This is a genomic window from Streptomyces sp. NPDC004838, assembly GCF_053600955.1.
In genome coordinates this window covers 128737-152109 of sequence record NZ_JBSGAW010000012.1, presented here as the reverse complement: position 1 = coordinate 152109, position 23373 = coordinate 128737, and the positions used below count along the sequence as shown (strand labels likewise).

16 protein-coding genes are annotated in these 23373 nt (G+C 69.9%); 7 read left to right on the top strand and 9 right to left on the bottom strand.

Going from position 1 to position 23373, the window contains the following annotated elements; genetic code table 11:
* Window positions 1-3: 3 nt before the first annotated feature.
* The 6 genes from ACWEFL_RS16390 to ACWEFL_RS16365 form a co-directional block, all read right to left on the bottom strand.
* On the bottom strand, window positions 4-1740 hold the full coding sequence (locus ACWEFL_RS16390; protein WP_451712624.1) for a branched-chain amino acid ABC transporter permease: 1737 nt from the start codon (window positions 1738-1740) through the stop codon (window positions 4-6).
* 5 nt (window positions 1741-1745) lie between these two features.
* A complete protein-coding gene (locus tag ACWEFL_RS16385; protein ID WP_451712487.1) occupies window positions 1746-2678 on the bottom strand; it encodes a branched-chain amino acid ABC transporter permease in 933 nt (310 codons plus the stop codon).
* A 103-nt stretch (window positions 2679-2781) separates the two neighbouring features.
* The gene (locus tag ACWEFL_RS16380) at window positions 2782-4002 is read right to left on the bottom strand and encodes a branched-chain amino acid ABC transporter substrate-binding protein (protein ID WP_451712484.1); all 1221 of its coding nucleotides are present in this window, start codon (window positions 4000-4002) and stop codon (window positions 2782-2784) included.
* Between the two features lie 865 nt (window positions 4003-4867).
* The gene (locus ACWEFL_RS16375) at window positions 4868-5317 is read right to left on the bottom strand and encodes a hypothetical protein (RefSeq protein WP_451712481.1); all 450 of its coding nucleotides are present in this window, start codon (window positions 5315-5317) and stop codon (window positions 4868-4870) included.
* A gap of 124 nt (window positions 5318-5441) precedes the next feature.
* Entirely contained in the window at window positions 5442-5957 is a 516-nt protein-coding gene (locus ACWEFL_RS16370; RefSeq protein WP_451712621.1) for a hotdog fold thioesterase, read from the bottom strand.
* A 142-nt stretch (window positions 5958-6099) separates the two neighbouring features.
* A complete protein-coding gene (locus tag ACWEFL_RS16365; RefSeq protein ID WP_451712478.1) occupies window positions 6100-8370 on the bottom strand; it encodes an FdhF/YdeP family oxidoreductase in 2271 nt (756 codons plus the stop codon).
* Window positions 8371-8783: 413 nt separating this feature from the next.
* On the opposite strand from ACWEFL_RS16365, the gene polA reads away from it, so the two are divergent.
* Window positions 8784-11495: a DNA polymerase I gene (gene polA, locus ACWEFL_RS16360; RefSeq protein WP_451712476.1), complete on the top strand. Its 2712-nt coding sequence runs from the start codon at window positions 8784-8786 to the stop codon at window positions 11493-11495.
* A 132-nt stretch (window positions 11496-11627) separates the two neighbouring features.
* On the opposite strand, the gene ACWEFL_RS16355 is transcribed toward polA, so the two are convergent.
* Window positions 11628-12434, bottom strand: coding sequence for a DUF4184 family protein (locus ACWEFL_RS16355; protein WP_451712473.1), 807 nt, complete (start codon window positions 12432-12434; stop codon window positions 11628-11630).
* Between the two features lie 231 nt (window positions 12435-12665).
* Between ACWEFL_RS16355 and ACWEFL_RS16350 the strand changes: the two genes are divergently transcribed.
* Entirely contained in the window at window positions 12666-14375 is a 1710-nt protein-coding gene (locus ACWEFL_RS16350; RefSeq protein WP_451712470.1) for a lytic transglycosylase domain-containing protein, read from the top strand.
* A gap of 504 nt (window positions 14376-14879) precedes the next feature.
* On the opposite strand, the gene ACWEFL_RS16345 is transcribed toward ACWEFL_RS16350, so the two are convergent.
* Both ACWEFL_RS16345 and ACWEFL_RS16340 read right to left on the bottom strand, forming a co-directional pair.
* The gene (locus ACWEFL_RS16345; RefSeq protein WP_451712467.1) at window positions 14880-17597 is read right to left on the bottom strand and encodes an ATP-dependent RNA helicase; all 2718 of its coding nucleotides are present in this window, start codon (window positions 17595-17597) and stop codon (window positions 14880-14882) included.
* 268 nt (window positions 17598-17865) lie between these two features.
* Window positions 17866-18702 carry a class I SAM-dependent methyltransferase gene (locus ACWEFL_RS16340; protein WP_451712465.1) on the bottom strand — a complete coding sequence of 279 codons (837 nt, stop codon included), beginning with the start codon at window positions 18700-18702 and terminating at the stop codon, window positions 17866-17868.
* Between the two features lie 382 nt (window positions 18703-19084).
* On the opposite strand from ACWEFL_RS16340, the gene rpsA reads away from it, so the two are divergent.
* The 5 genes from rpsA to ACWEFL_RS16315 all read left to right on the top strand — a co-directional run bounded on the left by rpsA (window position 19085) and on the right by ACWEFL_RS16315 (window position 23333).
* Window positions 19085-20575, top strand: coding sequence for a 30S ribosomal protein S1 (rpsA, locus tag ACWEFL_RS16335; RefSeq protein ID WP_451712462.1), 1491 nt, complete (start codon window positions 19085-19087; stop codon window positions 20573-20575).
* A gap of 208 nt (window positions 20576-20783) precedes the next feature.
* Window positions 20784-21722 (top strand): PAC2 family protein, encoded by a 939-nt coding sequence (locus tag ACWEFL_RS16330; RefSeq protein WP_451712459.1) that lies wholly within the window; start codon window positions 20784-20786, stop codon window positions 21720-21722.
* Between the two features lie 53 nt (window positions 21723-21775).
* Window positions 21776-22378 (top strand): dephospho-CoA kinase, encoded by a 603-nt coding sequence (coaE, locus tag ACWEFL_RS16325; protein WP_451712456.1) that lies wholly within the window; start codon window positions 21776-21778, stop codon window positions 22376-22378.
* Between the two features lie 100 nt (window positions 22379-22478).
* Entirely contained in the window at window positions 22479-22862 is a 384-nt protein-coding gene (locus ACWEFL_RS16320; protein WP_451712453.1) for a hypothetical protein, read from the top strand.
* 102 nt (window positions 22863-22964) lie between these two features.
* Window positions 22965-23333 carry a tetratricopeptide repeat protein gene (locus ACWEFL_RS16315; RefSeq protein WP_451712450.1) on the top strand — a complete coding sequence of 123 codons (369 nt, stop codon included), beginning with the start codon at window positions 22965-22967 and terminating at the stop codon, window positions 23331-23333.
* Window positions 23334-23373: the final 40 nt, after the last annotated feature.

Genomic DNA, 23373 nt, shown 5'->3' with positions numbered 1-23373 from the left:
CGTTCACGCACCCGCCTTGGCGATGCCGACGCCGGAGTCCGGAAGTTTGTCCTCCGGAACGTCGAGTTGGTCGGTCTCGTGGTACTCCAGCTGCGCGCGGCGGTTGGCGATGAGCCCCTCGGGACGGAAGCGCATCAGCAGGATCAGCGCCAGGCCGAAGCCGAGGAGCTGGTAGTCCTGCAGGAACTGGAGCTTCGCCGGGATCATGTAGAGCAGGGTGGCGCCGAGGAGCGGTCCGCTGACCGTGCCCATGCCGCCGAGGATGACGGCCGCGAGAAGGAAGGCGGAGTTGGGCGGGACGGGGCCGGCGAACTGGTACATCTCCGGGACCACGGTGTGCTGGACGTGCGCCTGTACGGTGCCGGCGAGGCCGGCGAGCGTGGCGCCGAGCGCGAAGGCGATCAGCTTGACCCGGAATCCGTTGATGCCCATGGCGGTCGCGGCGGTCTCGTCCTCCCGGATGGCGACCCAGGCACGGCCGATGCGGGAGCTGCCCGCCCTGCTGAAGACCACGACGACGAGCACCATCGCCAGCAGCATCAGCAGGTAGTAGTTGGCGTAACTGCCCAGCTCGAAACCGAGGATCGTGTGGGACTCCCCGAAGTCGTAGCCGAAGAACTTCAGGTCGGGGATGTTGGGAATGCCGTTCGGGCCGTTGGTGATCTCGGGGCCGGAGGTGCCGTCGAGGTTGCCCATGGCGATCCGGAAGATCTCGCCGAAGCCCAGGGTGACGATGGCGAGGTAGTCGCCGCGCAGCCGCAGGGTCGGGGCGCCGATGACGACGCCGAAGATCAGCGAGACGACCGCGCCGGTGAGGACGGAGGCCCAGAACGGGAACTGCACATCGAACGCGGACGCCGTCGATCCGGAGACGAGGGCGGCCGTGTAGGCGCCGACGCCGAGGAAGGCGACGTAACCGAGGTCGAGCAGTCCGGCCAGTCCGACAACGATGTTCAGGCCCAGGGCGACGGTCGCGAAGATCAGGATGTTGACCGCGATGATCGTGTAGGTGTCGGTGTTCTGGGTGAACGGGAAGGCCGCCGCGGCGACGAACGCGGCGATCACCGTCACCTGGCGGTACTTGGCGGTGAGGGCCGAAACGCGCGCGATGAGACCGGACTTGAAGAGCGCGGAGACGGCGAAGCCGACGGTGATGAGATAGCCGGTGAACAGTTCGGCGTACTCGGTGTCGATGCCGTAGGTGATCACGTACAGACCGACGCCGAAGACGGCGACGATGAGCAGGATCTCCGCCCAGGAGGGGAGTTCCTTCGGCCGCGCGGCCTTCCGGGTGTCGTCGGGGAGCTTGAACGCGGCGGCCAGGGGAATGACGGACGCCACCGCCGCGACGAAGCCGCCCGGCTCCAGATGGATCACACCGCCGAGCTGGACGGTGATGGCGACGACCGTGTACCAGGTGGTGCCGAAGGCGCCGAGGGAGAGCAGCTGCAGGGCTTTGGTCGTGCCGGTGGGCGCGAGCCAGCCGAAGCCCTTGATGCCGAGTGAGGCCAGGGCGTACAGGACGATCAGCAGTCCGGCGAGGAGAGTGAGGACCTGTAGACCGCCGGGGTAGCCGTAGACGGTCAGATCACCGGGGAACTCGTCGGTGTAGGTCCAGGACATGAAGGTGGAGGCGATGACGGCGAGGCCGCCGAGCGCCGCGAGCCGACGGAGTGCGGTGGTGCGGGACGCGCCGTCCGCCGGGGTGGTGTCTGCCGTCTTGGTGGTGTCGGTGGTCATCGCTCTCACGCCCGATCCGCGACGCGCTCGCCGAGCAGGCCCTGCGGCCTGACGAGGAGCACGACGATGAGAAGTACGAATGCCCAGACGTTGGACCAGGCGCCGCCGCCCAGCTGCTGCATTCCGGGGATTTCCTCGATGTACGCGATCGACAGCGCCTCAGCGAGCCCCAGAACGACACCGCCGACCATGGCTCCGTAGATATTGCCGATGCCGCCGAGTACCGCGGCGGTGAACGCCTTCAACCCGAGGATGAAGCCCATCTCGAACTGGATCTGGCCCTTGTCGAGTCCGTACGCCACGGCCGCGATCGCGGCGAAGCCGGCGCCGATGGCGAAGGCCATCACGATGATCCGGTCGGTGTTGATGCCCATGAGCTTGGCGGTGTCGGGGTCCTGCGCGGTGGCCTGCATGGCGCGACCGCTGCGGCTCTTGGAGACGAACAGTCCGAGGGCGAGCATGCACAGGGGGGCGAGAACGAGGACGAACGCGTCGGCGCGCTGAATGACGAGATTGTCCAGCAGCTTGAACGACTCGCCCTTGAACTCGGGGAAGCTTCTCGCCTTCTTGGCGTCGGGGTACCAGGCCCAGACGATCTGCTGGAGGGCGATGGACAGGCCGATCGCGGTGATCAGCGGGGCCAGTCTGGGGGCTCCTCGGAGCGGCCGATAGGCGAATCGTTCCGCTGCGGTCGCGACGGCGATCGACGCGATGGCTCCACCTAGGATCATCAGCGGGATCGCCACGTACAGCGCCGTCCCACTGGGGAGAATCAGATAGGCGGTGAGGGCGCCGAAGCCCCCGATCATGAAGATCTCGCCGTGGGCGAAGTTGATGAGCTGGACAATGCCGTAGACCATGGTGTACCCGATGGCGATGAGGCCGTAAAGGGCACCGAGGGCAAGGCCGTTGGCCAGCTGTTGCGGCAGTTCGTTCACCGCAGGGCCTCCGATGAGCGTGTCGGATATGACTCCGCGCGAGGGCGCTGTTTGCGCCCTCGCGCGGCTGGTTCATGTGCGGCGGGCTTGAGACGCCAGGAGATCAGTCCGTGACCGTGGCGCTCTTGAGCGAGGTCCACTCGCCGTTCTTGACGGTGTAGACGGTGAGCTGCTTGTTCGTGGTGTCGCCGAACTCGTCGAAGGCGACCTTGCCGGTCACACCGTCGAAGGAGACCTTGCCCATCGCCTCGGTGACCTTGGCGCGGGCGTCGTCCGGCACCTTGCCGTCGTTGGCCGCGACGACCGTCTTGATGGCCTGGATGATGGCCCAGGCGGCGTCGTAGGAGTAACCGCCGTACGCCGCGTACGGGTCCTTGAACCCGGCGGCCTTGTAGTCGGCGATGAACTTCTTGGCCGTCGGCAGTTCCTCGATCGGGTAGCCGACGGAGGTGGCGAGGTCGCCGTCGTTCGACTGGCCGGAAGCCTTGATGAACGCCGGGTCGTAGAGCGCGTCACCGCCCATGGTGGGAATGTTCGCCCCGGCCTTCTTGACCTGGTCGGAGATCAGGCCGCCCTCGGGGTACTGGCCGCCGAAGAAGACCGAGTCCGCGCCGGACGCCTTGACCTTGTCGGCGGTGCTGGAGAAGTCCGTCTCCTTCACCGTGACGTTGTCGGTTCCGGCGACGGTGCCGCCGAGGCGCTTGAACTCCTCCGCGAAGATCGCCGCGAGACCCGCGCCGTAGGTCTGCTTGTCGTCGACGACGAAGACCTTCTTCTTCTTGGCCTCGTTGTACAGGTACTGGGCCGCGAACTTGCCCTGGTTGACGTCCGTGGTGGCGGTGCGGAAGTACGTCTCGAACGGACGCTTCTTGTCGCCCGAAGCCCACTTGTCACCCTGGGACAGCGAGGGGTTGGTGTTGGCGGGCGAGACCTGGGTCAGGTTGGCCTTGGCGAAGTCACGCTGCATCGACTGCGCGACACCGGAGTTCAGCGGGCCCACCACGCCCAGAACGTCCTTCATGCCCACGAGTTTGACGGCGTTGGCCTGCCCGGAGGCGGGAACGGCCTGGTCGTCGAAGGACTCGACCTTGAATTCGACTCCCGGGACCTCGTTGGCCGCGTTCGCGTTCTTGATCGCGAGCTCGACCGAGTTCTTGATGCCCTGGCCCAGCGCGGACAGGGATCCCGTCAGCGGGGCGTCGATCCCGATGACGACGGTGGTCTTGTCGCCGCTGCCGCCGTCGCCCTTCTTGTCGTCGTCGCGCGATCCGCAGGCGGTGAGGGTGAGTGCTCCCGTGGTGACCACGGCGGTGAGTATGAGCAAGGAACGGTTTCGCACGATAAGTCCTTTCCCTGGCGCGGCCCCTCCCCTGAGGTGCCGTTTGGTCGCCGGGCCGTACGGGAATGCGCCGTGCTGTTGATGCGCCCGGCGGCGCGGTGACTGGCGGTGACTCTAAGCGCAGGTCGATGGGTGGGGCAGTCTCGGGATCAGGATGTGACTCTCTTGTTATGCCGAGGTCAAATATCGGTGAGGCGGAGTGTGGGCAGATCGGGCATTCCCATGCCGATGTGTGCGCTCACATCGTGAGAACGCCCAGTTCCACTAAGGCGCTTGGGGTGATCTTGCTGCTTACTGCACTCATGTGTTCCCGGCCGTGCGGGCGTGATCGTCCGCACGGGCGTGATGGGGTGTTACGTCTGAATGTCGATCTGTCCGTTATTACGGAGCGTAGTAGTGGAGCGCTTGATTCCGGATGCGTGGTATAGCCACGCGATTCTGCTCCGTGATCTCGGGAGTGATCGTCCGGGTGTGCCCGGGTGATCGCGGCGGACGGGGGCCGGGCGGGCGCTCACCCGGGTCGCCGGGTGTCACCCCCGAACGGTCCGGACGAGCGCCGACGGCCGTGGGCGGCGACGGCGGCGGGGAGAACGGTGAACACCCTTACGTAGAAGCCGTGTTGCCCGATCCGTCCCCTTGGGCGCGCTATGGGTGACGGGTCATGGTGCGGTCGTCGCGGTGGAGCGCGCGGGCTCGAAGCCCGGCCGGCCGCGAGGTGTGCCGGAGGCGGCGGCCGAGGCGGCTGGAGCGCGGTGCGCGCGGCGGAACAAGGTCAACATCGCGGCGGATGGGTGCAGTTGGGATCACCCGCGACCCCGGAGGTCCCGGTGTGCCGACCATGGACGACCGGCTATGTGGACGCGCGGGTCCCGGCGGCCGGATCCGCTGCTCGGCTCGGCGGACGCCAGTTCTCGGAGCTGCCGGTCGCGCCACCGCGCACGGCGCACTCCTGCCTGGTCCGGGCGTCGACCAGGGCGAGGGCGGCGTCACGGCCTCGGCGCTTCTCCTCGGCGCGGGCCGCCGCGACGACCTCCTCATGGATGTCGTACTGCTCATTGGAGAGGCCCTTCTGTTCCCAGTCGAGGCCCGACCAGGTGCCGCCCTTCAGTGTCTCTTTCGCCCAGTAGGAAATGAGATGTACGCAGATATCGGTAAGTGAGGTCGTCTGCGGGGTGGGGGCCGGAGTGGCGGGCTGCCCCGAATTCCCAGGTGGAGGGCGTGTCGTGCAGCCCGCGACGGCCAGCGCGATGAAGAGCGCGCACAGGGTGTGCCGGATCGTGGTAAACCGCGAAATGCCCATAGAGGCAAGCTAAACCGTCACGATCGGTGACACCACGAGTCCATGGGCCGGCGGATCGGTGAGTGATCGACTCCGCCGCGTGAGAAGCCATAGCGGGACTCGCACGATATCACCGGACAAAGCACTACTCAGCGATATCGGGGCCGGCCGGGCCGGCGATCCCGTCCGCCGCGTCGGAGCCGCCGGGGCTGATCTCCCGCAGCATGCAGGTGAGCCGCGCGGTGCAGACCCTTCTGTCCTGCTCGTCGGTGATCACGATCTCGTAGGTGGCCGTCGACCGGCCGCGGTGCAGCGGAGTGGCGACCCCGGTGACCAGGCCGGAACGAGCGCTCCGGTGATGGGTGCAGTTGAGGTCGACGCCCACCGCCATCCTGGTGCTGCGTCCGTGCAGCATCGATCCGATCGAGCCCAGTGTCTCCGCCAGCACGGCGGAGGCCCCGCCGTGGAGCAGTCCGTACGGCTGGGTGTTGCCCTCGACCGGCATGGTGCCGACCACGCGGTCCGCCGCGGCCTCGGTGATCCGGATGCCCATCCGGATGCCCAGATGCCCGGCGGAGAAGAGCGCGGACAGATCCACCCCGAGGGCGGCGTACTCGTCGACGACGTCCTGCGGGAACTTCACGGTGTACTGCTCGCCCATGGGCTCGGCTCCGATCTCGGTGCTTCTCTGTGTTGTACGCACCGTCCTATCAGATGGCTGAGCGAACGCTTAGCCGGGGTGGCCGCTCTCCCCGGCGGGGGTCGCCCGCCGCCCTGTGGGAGCCGGCCCGGCCCCGGCCCGGCTACCCGTGCTCGAACCGCACCACCACCGACTTGCTCGCCGGTGTGTTGCTGATGTCCGCCGTGGAGTCCAGCGGTACCAGCACATTGGTCTCCGGGTAGTACGCCGCCGCGCAGCCCCGCGCGGTCGGGTAGTGCACCACCCGGAAACCGGGAGCCCGGCGCTCCACACCGTCCTTCCACTCACTCACCAGATCGGTGTACGAGCCGTCGGCCAGCCCCAGTTCACGAGCGTCGTCCGGATTCACCAGGACGACCCGACGCCCGCCCTTGATCCCCCGATAGCGGTCGTCCAGCCCGTAGACCGTGGTGTTGTACTGGTCGTGCGAGCGCAGGGTCTGGAGCAGCAGCCTGCCCTCGGGCACCTCCGGGAACTCGACCGGCGCGGCGGTGAAGTTGGCCCGGCCCGTCGTGGTGGGAAAGCGGCGCTCGTCGCGGGGCGCGTGCGGAAGGGCGAAACCGCCCGGACGCGCGATCTTCGCGTTGAAGTCCTCGAAACCCGGTACCACCCGCGCGATACGGTCCCGGATCGTCCCGTAGTCCCTCTCGAACTCCTCCCAGGGCGTCGCCGACGCGGGGCCGAGCACCGCCCTCGCCAGCCGCGCCACGATCGCGGGCTCGGAGAGCAGATGCGGGCTCGCGGGCGGAAGGTTGCCGCGCGAGGCGTGCACCATGCCCATGGAGTCCTCGACGGTCACCACCTGTCTGCCACCCGCCTGCACGTCCCTGTCCGTGCGCCCCAGCGTGGGCAGGATCAGCGCGCGCGTGCCGGTCACGGCATGGGATCGGTTCAGCTTGGTCGACACCTGGACGGTCAGACGGGCCGAGCGCATCGCCGCCTCGGTGACCTCCGTGTCGGGCGTCGCCGCCACGAAGTTGCCGCCCATCGCGAAGAAGACCTTCGCCTCGCCGTCGCGCAGCGCCCTGATGGACCGTACGACGTCGAAGCCGTGGTGGCGGGGCGGCGCGAAACCGAACTCCTTCTCCAGGGCGTCCAGAAACGCGGGAGCGGGCCGCTCGAAGATGCCCATCGTCCGGTCGCCCTGGACGTTCGAGTGGCCGCGCACCGGGCAGACCCCCGCGCCGGGACGGCCGATGCTGCCCCGCAGCAGGAGGAAGTTGACCACTTCGCGGATGGTGGCGACCGAGTGCTTGTGCTGGGTCAGGCCCATCGCCCAGCAGACGATCGTCCGCTTCGACTCCAGGATCATCGCCAGCGCCCGCTCGATCCCGGTGCGGTCCAGTCCCGTCGCGGCGAGCGTCGTGTCCCAGTCGGCGTCTCGGGCGGCTGCCGCGAACTCCTCGTAGCCGTGGGTGTGTTCGCGGACGAACTCGTCGTCGACGGCGCCTTCGGTCTGCAGGATCAGCTTGTTCAACAGCCGGAAGAGCGCCTGATCGCCCCCGATGCGGATCTGGAGGAAGAGGTCGGTCAGTGCCACGCCCTTGAGCATCCCGCGCGGCGACTGCGGGTTCTTGAACCGTTCGAGACCGGCCTCGGGCAGTGGATTGACCGAGATGATCTTCGCGCCCGCAGCCTTGGCCTTCTCCAGGGCCGAGAGCATCCGGGGGTGGTTGGTGCCGGGGTTCTGCCCCGCCACGATGATCAGATCGGCTTGGTGTATGTCCTCCAGCGAGACACTGCCCTTGCCGACGCCGATTGTCTCGGTGAGCGCCGAACCGGACGACTCATGGCACATGTTCGAACAGTCGGGGAGGTTGTTCGTGCCGAACTCGCGGGCGAAGAGCTGGAGCAGGAACGCCGCCTCGTTGCTGGTCCGGCCCGAGGTGTAGAAGAGCGCCTCGTCGGGGGAGGAGAGCGCGGAGAGTTCCTCGGCGATGATCGCGAAGGCCCGCTCCCAGGTCACCGGCTCGTACCGGTCGGCGCCTTCCGGCAGATACATGGGCTCGGTGATCCGGCCCTGCTGGCCCAGCCAGTACCCGCTGCGCGAGGCGAGGTCCGAGAGCGGATGGGCGGCGAAGAAGTCGGGGGTGACCCGGCGCAGCGTCGCCTCCTCGGCGACCGCCTTCGCGCCGTTCTCGCAGAACTCCGCCGTGTGGCGTTTGTCGCCCTCGGGCCAGGCGCAGCCCGGACAGTCGAAGCCGTCCTTCTGATTGACCTTGAGCAGCGTGCGCGCGGTGCGCCGCACCCCCATCTGCCGCTGGGCGATCTTCAGCGTGTGGCCGATGGCGGAGAGGCCGGCCGCCGCGTGCGGCGGGGCGGCGACGTCGGGCGCGTCCTGGACCGGGTCGTCCGCGGGCGGCTGTCTGACCATGGTGCTCCCCCTGAGAGAGGTTCCGCTGCCGAGTGGGGTTCCACTGTCCCGACACCACCGGATCATGGGAACCGCGGCCGGTCACCCGATGCGCCGATCGTCCCGCATTCACCGATGTCGTCATGAACAATCCTGTCATGCGCCACTGACAGCGCTGCCGTGACCCGTGCCCGGACCTGTTCCGGTACAGCCGTCCTGGCCCTGTCGGCCTCGCCCTGGCGCCCGCACCGACGCCGGTGCCGACGCCGAGAACGGGGCCGAGGACGGGCCGAGGACGGGGCCGGGGAGGAGCCGCGGCCCGCGTCCCGATGAGCGGCGCCCGGCCGGTGAGCGCGCCCGTGGCGACGGAGCCCGGCCGGTGCGGGCGGCCGGTGTGGACGGCATTGTCGGTGCGGCGTGGCAGGATCGACCCCGTGGTTGAGACAGCATCGAAGAAGACCTCAGACGACAACCGTCCGCGCCTGCTCCTCATGGACGGGCACTCCCTGGCGTACCGGGCGTTCTTCGCGCTGCCCGCGGAGAACTTCACCACCGCGAGCGGCCAGACGACCAACGCCGTCTACGGCTTCGCGTCGATGCTGGCGAACACGCTGCGCGACGAGGCCCCCACGCATTTCGCGGTGGCCTTCGACGTGTCCCGCAAGACCTGGCGCTCCCAGGACTTCCCGGAGTACAAGGCGAACCGTTCGTCGACCCCGGACGAGTTCAAGGGCCAGGTCGAGCTGATCGGCGAACTCCTCGACACCATGAACGCGGTGCGGTTCGCCGTGGACGGCTTCGAGGCGGACGACATCATCGCCACCCTCGCCACCCGGGCCGAGGCCGAGGGCTTCGACGTGCTGATCGTCACCGGCGACCGGGACTCCTTCCAGCTGGTCAGCGAGCGCACCACCGTGCTGTACCCGACCAAGGGCGTCTCCGAGCTGACCCGCTTCACCCCGGAGAAGGTCCACGAGAAGTACGGGCTGACACCGCGGCAGTACCCCGACTTCGCCGCCCTGCGCGGGGACCCCTCCGACAACCTCCCCGGCATCCCCGGCGTCGGCGAGAAGACGGCCGCCAAGTGGATCAACCAGTTCGGGTCGTTCGCCGAGCTGGTCGAGCGCGCCGACGAGGTCAAGGGCAAGGTCGGACAGTCGCTGCGAGACCATCTGGACGCCGTCAAGCTGAACCGCCATCTCACCGAGCTGGTGCGCGACGTCGAGCTGCCCAGGGCCGTCGCGGAGCTTCAGCGCGCCCCGTACGACCGGACGGCGCTCCAGGGGTTCCTGGAGATCCTGGAGATCCGCAACCCCAGCCTGCGGGAGCGGCTGCTCGCCGTCGACCCCGGTGCCGAGGCCGACGAGGCGCCGGCCCCGGCGGCCGGCGTCGAACTGGACGGCTCCGTCCTCTCCGCCGGAGAGCTGGGGCCCTGGCTGGAGGAGCACGGCGCCCAGCCGCTCGGTGTGGCCACGGTCGCGAGCTGGGCCCTGGGCGTCGGCAATGTCAGCGAGATCGCGCTGGCCGCGGCGGACGGGAAGGCCGCCTGGTTCGACACGACCCAGCTGGACGAGGCCGACGAGCGCGCCTTCGCCGCCTGGATCGCCGACCCGGACCGCCCGAAGGTCATGCACAGCGCCAGGGAGTCCCTGCGGGTCTTCCCCGAGCACGGCTGGCACATCGCGGGCATCGCGATGGACACCGCGCTCGCCGCCTACCTCGTCAAGCCGGGCCGTCGCTCCTTCGCCCTCGACGCCCTGTCGATCGAGTACCTCGGCCGGGAGCTGGCCTCGGCCGCCGCGGACGGACAGCTGGCGTTCGGCGCCGACGACCAGGCCGAGGCCGACGCCCTGATGGCCCAGGCCCGAGCCGTCCTCGATCTGGGTGAAGCCTTCGGCGAGCGGCTGACAGAGGTCGGCGCGGCCGAGCTGCTGCACGATGTGGAGCTGCCCACCTCGCTGCTGCTGGCCAGGATGGAGCGGTACGGCATCGCCGCCGACCGCGCCCACCTGGAGGCGATGGAGCGGCTGTTCGCCGGCGCGGTGCAGCAGGCGGTGCAGGAGGCGCACGCCGCGGTGGGCCATGAGTTCAACCTCGGCTCGCCCAAGCAGCTCCAGGAGGTCTTCTTCGGCGAGCTGAACCTGCCCAAGACCAAGAAGACCAAGACCGGTTACACCACGGACGCCGACGCGCTGGCCTGGCTCGCCGGCCAGACCGAGCACGAGCTGCCGGTCATCATGCTCCGCCACCGTGAGCAGGCCCGGCTGCGCTCCACCGTCGAGGGACTGATCAAGACGATCGCCGCCGACGGCCGGATCCACACCACCTTCAGCCAGATCGTCGCGGCCACCGGACGGCTCTCCTCCACCGACCCGAACCTGCAGAACGTGCCGGTCCGCACCGACGAGGGCCGAGCCATCCGCCGGGGCTTCGTCGTCGGCGAGGGCTTCGAGTCGCTGATGACCGCCGACTACAGCCAGATCGAGCTGCGCGTCATGGCGCACCTCTCCCAGGACGAGGGCCTGATCCAGGCGTTCACCTCGGGTGAGGACCTCCACAACACGGTGGCCTCCCAGGTCTTCGGAGTGGAGACCTCCGCCGTCGACGCCGAGATGCGCCGCAAGATCAAGGCCATGTCGTACGGACTGGCGTACGGGCTCTCGGCGTTCGGCCTCTCCCAGCAGCTGAACATCGAGGCCGGCGAGGCCCGCGCCCTGATGGACACCTACTTCGAGCGGTTCGGCGGCGTCCGCGACTACCTCCACCATGTGGTGGAGGAGGCACGGGCCACGGGCTACACGGCGACGATGCTCGGCCGTCGCCGTTACCTCCCCGACCTCAACAGTGACAACCGCCAGCGCCGGGAGGCCGCCGAGCGCATGGCGCTGAATGCGCCGATCCAGGGAACCGCCGCCGATATCGTCAAGATCGCCATGCTCAAGGTGGACCAGGCGCTGCGCGAGGCGAAACTCTCCTCACGGCTGCTGCTCCAGGTGCACGACGAAATCGTGCTGGAGATCTCGCCGGGCGAGCGGGACGACGTCGAGACGATCGTGCGACGCGAGATGTCGTCCGCCGCGTCCTTGGACGCACCGCTGGACGTCTCGGTGGGCGTGGGGCCGGACTGGGAGTCGGCGGCGCACTGAGCGCCGCCGGATCCCGGCCGCTTGCGGTGGCCGTTCACCGGGCGCGGAGCGGGGCGGGATCCGGTCCGCGCCCGGCTCCTCCCTCGCGCGGGGCCCTCACGCAGGGGTCCTCGTGCGGGGAAGGAGCCGGGCTCAGACGCGTTCCGGGACCCGCTCGCGCAGCCGCATCCCCGCGCCGTACAGCACCAGCCCGAGCGCCAGGCCGGCCCCGGCCCCGAAGCAGGCGGTCGGGACCAGGTCGAGCGGCGAACTCACCTGCCCGTGGTACGCGTACCACCGCACACACCTCTGTACGGCCCCGGCCAGGACGCATCCGGCCAGGAGCACCCCCGCGAGACGCCGCCCCCGCCGTCCCAGCACCGGTACGGACGCCGGTGCGGGGACCGGGCGCCGACGCCGGAGCGCGGACGCCGCGAACCAGACGACCACCGCCGCCGCGAGCGCCGACGAACCGTACTGGGCGAACTGGAAGCCGTGGAACCCGCCCACCGACTCATTGAGCACGGGCAGCACTTCCGTGCCCCACCTGCTGTGATGGGTGAAGGCGTCCCACACGACATGGGTGGTCGCGCCGAGCACCGCCGAGACGTAGAACCACACCGCCCAATTCATGCCGATCTCCCTGCGCCGGCCGAGGACCACGGCATGGACACGGCCCTGCCGGTCTTCGGGCAGCAGAGCCACCAGCGGCTCGCGCATCATCGACCAGAGCGCCACCAGCGCCGCCGTGACCGCCGCGTCGACGGTGAGCACCCCGAGCGGCGAGTGCGTGAACTCCCCGAATCCCATCGCTCCGGGAACGGCTGTGGCGGCGAAGTACGTCATATCCGGCGAGAGCGAGCCCATCACCAGCGCCGAGGCGACCAGCGGCCCGCGCGCGGCGCCGTTCCTCCGGATACCTGGCAGCACCGCGGCGACATGGCTCAGCGTGAACGGCATCCGAGACAAACCCCCTCCGGCCACGACCGCCGGCCGACCGAGGCCGATCAAGAGTACGGATCGCCGGTCATCCGTATGTGCGATTCCCGGTTTTGGGCTCCGGGCGACCAGGAGATGTCGAATCGGTGAAAAACGGTCAAGACACGGTGTCCCAGAGCCGATAGTTGTCGTAGGGTCGCCTGAGTCGACGCATGGGGAGTGCGGACAGTCGCTCTGGGGAGGAACAGACGTATGGCAGCGCAATTCCGTCGCCGGCTGCGCAGGGGAGCGACCACCACTGCGGTGGCCGCCGCCGCTGTCGCCGCGCTCTCCGCCTCGCAGGCGCCCGGTGTCACCCACGCCGTCACCGGTGACACCCAGGGCGCGCAGGAGGCATCCGACGCGTTGCCGTCGCCGTCCGACACTCCCGTCACCGGCGACTCCCCTTACTACACGGACCTTCCGCCGCTGACGACCCCCGGCAAGCCCGGCACGTCCACGGACTTGCCGGCGATCGGACCGTCGGAAGCGGGGATCCCGGCCACCGTCCTCGCCGCCTACAAGCGGGCCGAACAGACCATCGCGGCCACGGACCCCGGCTGCAAGGTGCCCTGGCAACTGCTCGCCGCGATCGGCAAGGTGGAGTCGGGACAGGCGCGCGGCGGCAAGGTCGACGCCGCGGGCACCACGTTCTCCCCGATCCTCGGCCCGGTTCTCAACGGTGTGGGCTTCGCCGACATCAGGGACACCGACGACGGCGCGTACGACGGCGACACCGCTTACGACCGCGCGGTCGGCCCGATGCAGTTCATCCCCTCGACATGGGCGACATGGGGCCAGGACGCCAACGGTGACGGGCGCAAGGACCCCAACAACATCTACGACGCGGCCCTCGCCGCAGGGCGCTACCTCTGCGCGGGGAACCGGGACCTGACGGTCAAGAAGGACCTCGACCAGGCGATCCTCGGCTACAACCGCTCGCGGGAGTACCTTCGGACCGTTCTGTCCTGGTACGAGTTCTACCGGAACGGCACCCATGAGGTCCCGGACGGCACCGGAGTGGTGCCCGACTCCGACGTCCCCGACAGCTCGGGCATCCCGCCCAGGACTCCGGCGCTCACACCGCCCGCCCCGGCCCCCAAGCCGAAGCCCGAACCGCCGCGTAAGCCCGAACCACCGCGCAAGCCCGGCCTGCCACCGAAGACCGGCAACGGCACGATCAAGCCGAAGCCCACCCCGCCGCCCGCACCCTCGCCCGTCTCGGCCGTGGAGAAGGTCACCGTCGGCGAACTGACCGGCATGGCCGGGCGCGACCTCACCCAGGGGATCACCGTGCGGGTGAAGAACGCCGCGGGCAAACCCGTCGCGAAGCAGATGGTCCGCTTCGAGATCGCCGGCGACACCGACGCCGCCTTCATCGGGGGCAAGAAGACCGTCATCCTCGTCACGGGCCCCGACGGAACGGTCACCTCGCCGGTCCTGAAGTCCGGTGAGAAGACCGGAGGGTTCACCGTCAGGGCCGCAGCCGTGGGCCGCGACGTACCCGCCGCCGTCTACACCGCCAACGTCACGGCCCGTGCGGCCGACACCGTCGTCCAGCTCGACGCCAAGAACATGACCGCCGTCTCCGGGCAGGCGTTCGCGGACACCGTCGCGATCAAGGCCACCTACGGGGGCGAGGCCGCCTCGGGCGTCGCGGTCACCGCGGCCCTCATCGACCCCGGAACCGGCGCGCCGATCGAGAAGGGCCCCTCCTTCCAGAGGGACGGAGAACCGGCGGTCCGTACGCTCACGGACCTCAAGACCGACGCCGACGGCGTGCTGACGCTCCCGAAGCTCGTCGCGGACGACCTGACGGGCGTCTTCCACCTGCGCCTCACCGTCGCCGGTGGCCAGACGCTGACCGTTGAACTCACGGTCGTCGAGCCCACCACTCCGCCCCCGGCCACTCAGGCCCCCTGACCTCACCCACAGCACTCCCAGCGCACCGCCCCTCCACTCCAACCGGTCGAGGGGCGGTGTCACGTGTTCGCCTCTCGCGGCTCGATTGCCACGGCACGAACTGACCTGATGCTGTATCAGATTCACCAGGAGCCAAGCCCTGAGAGACCGAACCCGCCCGCCCTCGCCGCTGCGGCCATAGGGCTGGCCGCCACTCTCACCCTTGTCCTGACCGCGACCGGTATCGGCGCAGCCCGACGGCGGGGCCAGACCCGGCCGGGATCGAGTGCTCGGTCCCACAGCCCCACAGCCCCACAGCCCCACAGCCCCACAGCCCCACGGCCCCACGCCGACGCTGGAGGAGCCGACGCCGCCCGCCTTCCCTTTCCCCGCGCGAACTCCCGCGAGCCTTCTGCCAGGCCCCGCTTCAGCGGCGTTCCGCCGCAGTCCCGCGCCGAGGCATCCGGTACCCGGTTCCCGTTCCCGACGGAACGCACCCGACTCCTCGCCCGACCCTGCCCGCCCTCACGCCCCCCGCTGAGACTTCCTGTCGAGCCGGGCCTTGGTGTGACGGGTCGGTTCCGCGGTCGAAGGGTCCTCGGGCCAGGGGTGTTTGGGGTACCGTCCGCGCAGCTCGGCCCGTACGGATCGATAGCCGTCCCTCCAGAACGAACTCAGATCGGCGGTCACGGCTGCCGGTCTGCCCGCTGGGGACAGCAGATGTACCAGTACCGGCACCCCCGCGACCGTGGGTGTGTCCCGCAGCCCGAACAGTTCCTGGAGTTTCACCGCCAGCACGGGCCGGTCCCCGCCGTACTCGACCCGTATGCGTGAGCCGCTCGGTACTTCGATGCGCTCCGGCGCCAGTTCGTCCAGCCGGGCACCCTCCCCGCTCGCCCATGGCAGCAGCCGCTGCAGAGCCCGGCCCGCCTCGATCCGGCCGAGATCGGCCCTGCGCCGGGCCAGCGACAGCTCAGGCTCCAGCCATCCGCCGGCATGGTCGAGCAGCCCCGCGTCCGACACATCGGGCCATGGCTCGCCCACCTCCCGGTGGAGAAAGGCCAGCCGCTGCCGCAACGCCTCGGCGTCGCGTGTCCAGCGCAGCAGACCCAGCCCCTCGCGCCGCAGCCCGTCGAGGAGGGCCTGGCGCACCAGGGCGGGATCAGGATTCAGGAGGCGCCGTGCGGCCAGCTCGACGGCCCCCAGACGCCGCACATCCCGTGCCACGACGTCGCCGTCCTCCCAGTGGACCTCCTCACCCGAGCCGAGGAGATGCGCGGCGGCCGTGCACGCGATGCCCTCGTCGACGACGGCGGCCAGCCGCACCCGTGCGGACGCCGCCGACAGGGGCCGGTCCGCGACGGCGACGGCCAACCACGCGGCGCCGCGGAGCCCGGATCCGGCCGCTGCCTCGGCCCTGGTCCCGGAGGCCATCAGGAACGAGCCCTCCCCGCGCGCTCCGGCCACTCTCTCGGGAAACGCGAGCGCGGTGATCAGACCGGCGGCGTCGTCGTCGCCGAGCCCGCCGGGAGCGGGTGAGCCTCCCGTGCCGCCCTTCCCGACGACGGGAGCCTTATCCGCACCGGAACCGAGGCCGGCACCCCGCGCCGAACCGGATGCGGTGCCCGCACCGCCGCCACCGGCGCCGACATCCGTGGGGCGGGAGCCGGGACGGGCGTCACCGCTCCCGTGCGCCGCCGAGGCGGGCGGTGCGGAAGGCAGCGACGAGGCCAGCCGGCGTGCCTCCGCACGCCATCGCGCCGCGTATCCGTCCCCACCGCGGCGGGCCGTCCGCCAGGCCGCGGCCAGATCGTCGCCGTACTCGCGCGGGGGCTCCTCGCTCAGCAGGGCGACCACCTCGGCAGCCCGGCGTGCGCCGACCTCGGCGGCACCGTCGACGAGGGCGCGGGCGAGACGGGGATGTACGCCGAGACGGGACAGGCGGACGCCCCGGTCCGTGGCCCGGCCGTCCGCGTGCACCGCGCCGATGGCGGTCAGCACCGACCGGGCCGCGGCCATGGCTCCGGTGGGCGGTGCGTCCAGCAGAGCCAGGCTCGCCGCTGACGGGTCTCCCCAGCACGACACCCGCAGGGCGAACGACGCCAGGTCCGCGGTCTTGATCTCGGGTGACGGGAAGCCCGGCCGCCGCCGGTCGTCGGCCTCCGCCCAGCAGCGGTACACCGTGCCCCGCGCCTCTCGCCCCGCCCGCCCCGCGCGCTGGGTCGCCCCCGCGGAGGACACCGGAACGGTCGCGAGCGATCCGAGTCCGCGAGCGTGGTCCATGCGAGGCTCGCGCGCCAGCCCCGAATCGACCACGATCCGAACTCCGGGCACGGTCAGACTGGACTCCGCGACCGAGGTGGACAGCACCACCCGCCGCCGGCCGCCGCCACCCCGGAGCACCGCGTCCTGCACCGCCGCGGACGCGCGTCCGTGCAGCTGGAGGACCTCGGCGTCCACTCCTTCCTGTCCTTCCAGCATTTTCGCCGTCCGCGCGATCTCGCCCGTGCCCGGCAGGAAGCAGAGGACGTCGCCCTCGTGCCGCGCGAGCGCGAGGCGCACGGTCGCGGCCACATGCCGCAGCAGAGCCGGATCCACCCATGTCCCATGTGCCGGGCGGATCCCGGCGGGCGGCGGCGCGAAATGGATGCGACAGCCGTGTCCCTCGCCCTGGCTCCGGACCACCGGCGCGGGCCCTGTGCCGTCCAGCGCCGTCAGCAGTCGGGCCCATGCCTCCGCTTCGCCCGTCGCCGAGGCGGCGATCAGCTTCAGCTCCGGCCGCAGGGTCGCCCTTACGTCCACGAGGAACGCCATCGCGGTGTCCGCGTCGAGATGGCGCTCATGACACTCGTCGAGCAGCACCGCATCCACGCCCCCGAGTTCCGGGTCCCGCTGGAGGCGCTGCAGCAGCACCCCGGTCGTGACCACCTCCACCACGGTGGCCGGTCCGGTCCGTCTCTCGCCCCGGACCGTGTACCCGATGGTGCTCCCGACCTCCTGGCCGAGAAGCCACGCCATCCGGCGCGCGGCGGCCCGCACCGCCATCCTGCGCGGCTCCGCGACCAGGATCCGCCGAGGCGGGCCCGCACCGGTCAAGCCGGCCAGCGCCAGGGGCACGGACGTCGTCTTGCCCGTGCCCGGCGGGGCGTACAACACCGCGGCGCCGCGCTCATCGAGCGCGGCCAGCAGCTCGGGCACGGCGTGGCGTACGGGAAGACGGTCGAGTGCGTCGGTTCGGATCATGCGTTTAGTCTCGTCCGTCTCCGCGAGCCGTGAACCGGGTTGTCCACAGCGCCGATGAGGTCAGCGGTTCATATGACAATCGAGGTCACAGGGCCGGGCGGGACCCCTCGCGCGAGACACGAACGCCCCCGCACAGGACCGCAGGGGACAACGGATCAGCGCGGGGCCACGAGGTCCGCACCCGTCGCCCGGACGGCGCGCACCCCACGACCGCGGGACACGCGGCCCCTCACCGCCCCGTACCGCCGTCGCCCCCGCATGTACACGATCAATCCCGTACGCATACGAAGATCGCCGTTCCCGGAATCAGGTTCCCCCGCAGCGGAGACCAGCCGCCCCACTCCTGGCTGTTCCACGCGGGCCACTCGGGCTCGACGAGATCCACCAGCCGGAAGCCGCCCGCCACCACGTCCCGTACCCGGTCGCCGATCGTCCGGTGGTGTTCCACGTACACCGCGCGTCCGGTCTCGTCCTGCTCGACATACGGCGTGCGGTCGAAGTAGGAGCCGGACACGCTCAGGCCCTCGGGCCCCGGCTCGTCCGGGAAGGCCCAGCGGATGGGATGCGTGACGGAGAAGACCCACCGCCCGCCCGGCCGCAGCACCCGGCGCACCTCGGAGAACACCTTGACCGGGTCCGCGACGAAGGGGACTGCCCCGTACGCGGAACAGGCGAGGTCGAAGGACTCGTCCCTGAACGGCAGGGCCGTCGCGTCCGCCTCCACCAGCGGGAGGCCGTCGCCGATCCGCAGGGAGTGCTGGAGCTGCCTGTGGGAGAGGTCGAGCGCCACCGCGTGCGCTCCCTGCGCGGCCAGCCAGCGGGAGCACTGGGCGGCGCCCGCGCCGATCTCCAGGACGTGCAGCCCCTTCAGGGACCCGGCGGGGCCGAGCAACTCCGCGTCGGCCTCGTCGAGCCCTTCCGGTCCCCAGACGAAGCGGTCGTCGCCGAGGAACGCGCCGTGTTCCCTCTGGTATTCGTCGGCGTTCCGGTCCCACCATCCGCGACTCGCCCGGCTGCTCTCCGCGTCGTCCGCGTCACGGCGGGTGGCTTCCGGTTCGGGCTGCGGGTCTGCGTCCGCGCTCGTGCCCTCGAAGTGTTGGCTCATCTCCACCGTCGTTGTAGTTTGCGTTCAGGGCGGCCACCGGCGGCCATGGTGGCCTCCGCAAACCTTAAGTGTGCCGGGATTGGGGCGATCCGCCCCTGGGTGTGCGCCTTCGCGCATTGACCGTCTCGGGCTGCCCCCGTATGCTACAAGTTGCGCTGCGGGCCTGCGCGCCTCAGACAGAGCAGGTCGCGCTCGCATCTGTATGTATGTCCCCTCGGTTCACGAGGCGCCTCCAGGCGCAGTCGGTTCCGGAAGCTCCACGCTCCGGAAGCGTCGTCTGGAATGGCGCTTCCTAGGCTGTCCGGCTTCTTGCAGCTGCGATACGGGTTCACGGCGTAGCAGTACCTACGACTTCAATGTCCGCACCGGAGCCCTTTCCCACATGACGAGCAGCACCGAGACCACCGCCACTCCGCAGGTAGCGGTCAACGACATCGGTAACGAGGAAGCCTTCCTCGCCGCGATCGACGAGACGATCAAGTACTTCAACGACGGCGACATCGTCGACGGCGTCATCGTGAAGGTCGACCGGGACGAGGTCCTGCTCGACATCGGTTACAAGACCGAAGGTGTCATCCCGAGCCGTGAGCTCTCGATCAAGCACGACGTCGACCCGAACGAGGTCGTCAAGGTCGGCGACGAGATCGAAGCCCTTGTTCTCCAGAAGGAGGACAAGGAAGGCCGCCTGATCCTCTCGAAGAAGCGCGCCCAGTACGAGCGCGCCTGGGGCACCATCGAGAAGATCAAGGAAGAAGACGGGATCGTCACCGGTACCGTCATCGAGGTCGTCAAGGGCGGCCTCATCCTCGACATCGGTCTTCGTGGCTTCCTCCCGGCCTCTCTCGTCGAGATGCGCCGTGTCCGCGACCTCCAGCCCTATGTGGGCAAGGAGCTCGAGGCGAAGATCATCGAGCTGGACAAGAACCGCAACAACGTGGTTCTGTCCCGCCGTGCCTGGCTGGAGCAGACCCAGTCCGAGGTCCGCCAGACCTTCCTCACCACCCTCCAGAAGGGCCAGGTGCGGTCCGGTGTGGTGTCCTCGATCGTCAACTTCGGTGCCTTCGTGGACCTGGGCGGCGTCGACGGTCTGGTCCACGTCTCGGAGCTGTCCTGGAAGCACATCGACCACCCGTCCGAGGTGGTCGAGGTCGGCCAGGAGGTCACCGTCGAGGTTCTCGACGTCGACATGGACCGCGAGCGCGTCTCCCTGTCGCTGAAGGCGACCCAGGAAGACCCGTGGCAGCAGTTCGCCCGTACGCACCAGATCGGCCAGGTCGTTCCCGGCAAGGTCACCAAGCTGGTGCCGTTCGGTGCGTTCGTCCGCGTCGACGAGGGCATCGAGGGCCTGGTCCACATCTCCGAGCTGGCCGAGCGCCACGTGGAGATCCCGGAGCAGGTCGTCCAGGTCAACGACGAGATCTTCGTCAAGGTCATCGACATCGACCTGGAGCGCCGTCGCATCAGCCTCTCGCTGAAGCAGGCGAACGAGTCCTTCGGCGCCGACCCGGCCTCGGTGGAGTTCGACCCGACGCTGTACGGCATGGCCGCGTCCTACGACGACCAGGGGAACTACATCTACCCCGAGGGCTTCGACCCGGAGACCAACGACTGGCTGCCGGGCTTCGAGACCCAGCGCGAGGCGTGGGAGACCCAGTACGCCGAGGCGCAGCAGCGCTTCGAGCAGCACCAGGCTCAGGTCATCAAGTCCCGCGAGGCCGACGAGGCCGCCGCTGCCGAGGGTGGCGCCGCCGCTCCGGCCGCCGCGCCGACCGGCGGTTCGTACTCCTCGGAGTCGGACGACAACTCCGGCGCCCTGGCTTCGGACGAGGCGCTGGCCGCCCTCCGCGAGAAGCTGGCCGGCGGCCAGAGCTGACGCTCTGACCGGCTGACCACAGCTGAAGCAAGGCCCGCCTCCCCTTGGGAGGCGGGCCTTGCCGCGTGCCCCGGTCCCCTGCCGCATACCTCGGGTCCGGGGAAGCGCCAGCAGACGTGCAGACCTCGGCCGTGTTCGTTCCGTGTGAGGGGAATGCCCCTGCGTGACCTCGTGTTGTCTCCTGAAGACACGAGGAGGAACGGTAATCGTGCTTGATCCACAGGGTTTGTACGAATGGGAGCCGAAGGGCCTCGCCGTAGTGGATGTGGCGCTCGCGCAGGAGTCGGCGGGACTCGTCATGCTGTACCACTTCGACGGATACATCGACGCCGGTGAGACCGGCGAACAACTCGTCGACAACCTGCTCTCCACGCTGCCGCACCAGGTGGTGGCCCGCTTCGACCACGACCGGCTGGTGGACTACCGGGCCCGTCGCCCGCTTCTCACTTTCAAGCGCGACCGCTGGTCGGCATACGACACCCCGGTCATCGAGGTCCGTTTCGTCCAGGACGCCACCGGCGCGCCGTTCCTCCTGCTGTCGGGCCCCGAGCCGGACGTGGAGTGGGAGCGCTTCTCCGCGGCGGTACGACAGATCGTCGAGCGCCTCGGAGTGCGTCTCTCGGTCAACTTCCACGGCATCCCCATGGGCGTCCCGCACACCCGCCCGGTCGGTCTCACCCCGCACGGCAACCGCACGGACCTCATGCCGGGCCACCGCAGCCCCTTCGATGAGGCTCAGGTGCCGGGGAGCGCGGAATCACTGGTCGAGTACCGCCTCATGGAGGCGGGCCACGACGTCCTGGGCGTCGCCGCGCACGTACCGCACTACGTCGCCCGCTCCTCCTACCCGGACGCCGCGCTGACCGCCCTGGAGGCGATCACCGCCGCGACCGGACTGGTGCTGCCCGCCGTGGCACACGCGCTGCGCACGGAGGCGCACCGCACACAGAACGAGATCGAACGACAGATCGGCGAAGGCGACGAGGAACTGGTCGCGCTGGTGCAGGGACTTGAGCACCAGTACGACGCCGTGGCGGGTGTCGAGACCCGGGGCAGTCTCGTCGCGGAACCCGTGGACCTGCCCTCGGCCGACGAGATCGGCCGGGAATTCGAGCGCTTCCTCGCCGAGCGGGAAGGCGACAACTGAGGTCGCGGGCCCTGCGGCCGGTGTCACAAAAGCCGGGAGCTAAGCTGCCGCTCATGCTGTCTGTAGGTCTGACCGGCGGGATCGGCGCCGGCAAGAGCGAAGTCTCCCGGCTGCTGGAGTCGTACGGGGCGGTGCTCGTCGACGCCGACAAGATCGCCCGCGAGGTCGTCGAGCCCGGTACACCGGGGCTCGCGGCCGTCGTGGAGGCGTTCGGCCCCGGGATCCTCGCCGAGGACGGAACGCTGGACCGGCCGAGACTCGGCTCGATCGTCTTCGCCGCCCCGGACCGGCTGGCGGTCCTCAACGCGATCGTGCATCCACTGGTCAGGGCGCGCTCGCGTGAACTGGCGGACTCGGCCGGAGCGGACTCGGTCGTGGTCCACGATGTGCCGCTGCTGACCGAGAACAACCTCGCCGGGCTGTACGACCTCGTCGTCGTCGTGGACGCGACACCCGAGACCCAGCTCGACCGGCTGGTCCGGCTGCGCAACATGTCCGAGTCCGAGGCCCGAGCCCGGATGGCGGCCCAGGCCACGCGCGAACAGCGGCGCGCGATCGCCGATCTGATCATCGACAACGACGGACCGCTGGACGAACTGGAACCCCAGGTCCGCGCGGTGTGGGCAGAGCTGACACGGCGCGTGGCCGCAGCCTGAGGGCTCGCGTCGGACACCCTGGGGCCACCGTGAGGGCTACGCCGTCAGGCATCCGTCAAGCGACGGTTTCGCGGGCCGGAGCGGCACTAACATCGGCGTGATGCAGACCGTCTTCGCCGCCTTCACCGTCCTGGGCGGGCTGGTCGCGGTGCTCGCCGGCGTCCACGGCCTGCGGCAGACCAGCCGCATCAAGGACGCGGGCCACCTGGCCGTCGCCCTGGTGAAACCTCCGCCGCCCGGCGCGGACCGAGTTCTGCTGGAGTACGAGACGCGGGACGGCCGCGTCATGGAGATCGTGTCCCCGGCGCCGCGACTGGCCGTGGGCAGCAGTGTTCGGGTCTCGTACGATCCGGGGGATCCGCGTGACGTGGTGGTCGACGGCCATGAGCGGACCGGTGTGGACAAGGCATTCGTGACGGTGGGCCTGCTGCTGACGGCCGTCGGGCTGGGCCTTGTGGTCTGGGGCGTGGCTCCGGGATCCTGAACCCCGGTTCTCCTGGATTCCGGACTTCCGGTTCCGTGACCCGCCCGGAATACCGCTGCCGGGACCCGTGTTGGAATCGTGGGTGATGGGAAGGATGCGACTGTGCCCCCAAGCGACCCTCAGACGCACGTGATCGACTACCGTGCCGCCGAGCGACTGCTCGCCGCACGGGATCCCCGTGGCGCCGTCAAGCTGCTGGACTCGGTCATAGCCGCCCATCCGGAGAACACGGCGGCCCGCCTGCTGCGTGCGCGGGCCTTCTTCGCGGCGGCCCAATTGCGCCCGGCCGAACTCGAATTCGAACTGGTTCTTGAGCGCGAACCGGACAACGCGTTCGCGCACTTCGCCCTGGCCCGTACGTACGAGCGCGCGGGCCGTCCCGAGCAGGCCAAGCGCCACTTCAGGCTGGCCGCCGCTCTCGACCCCAACCCGGAGTATCTGAAGGCGGCCCGCTTCGACACGGAGGCATGACGGCCCGACACGGGCGCGCCATCCACGGCGCACGAAGCGC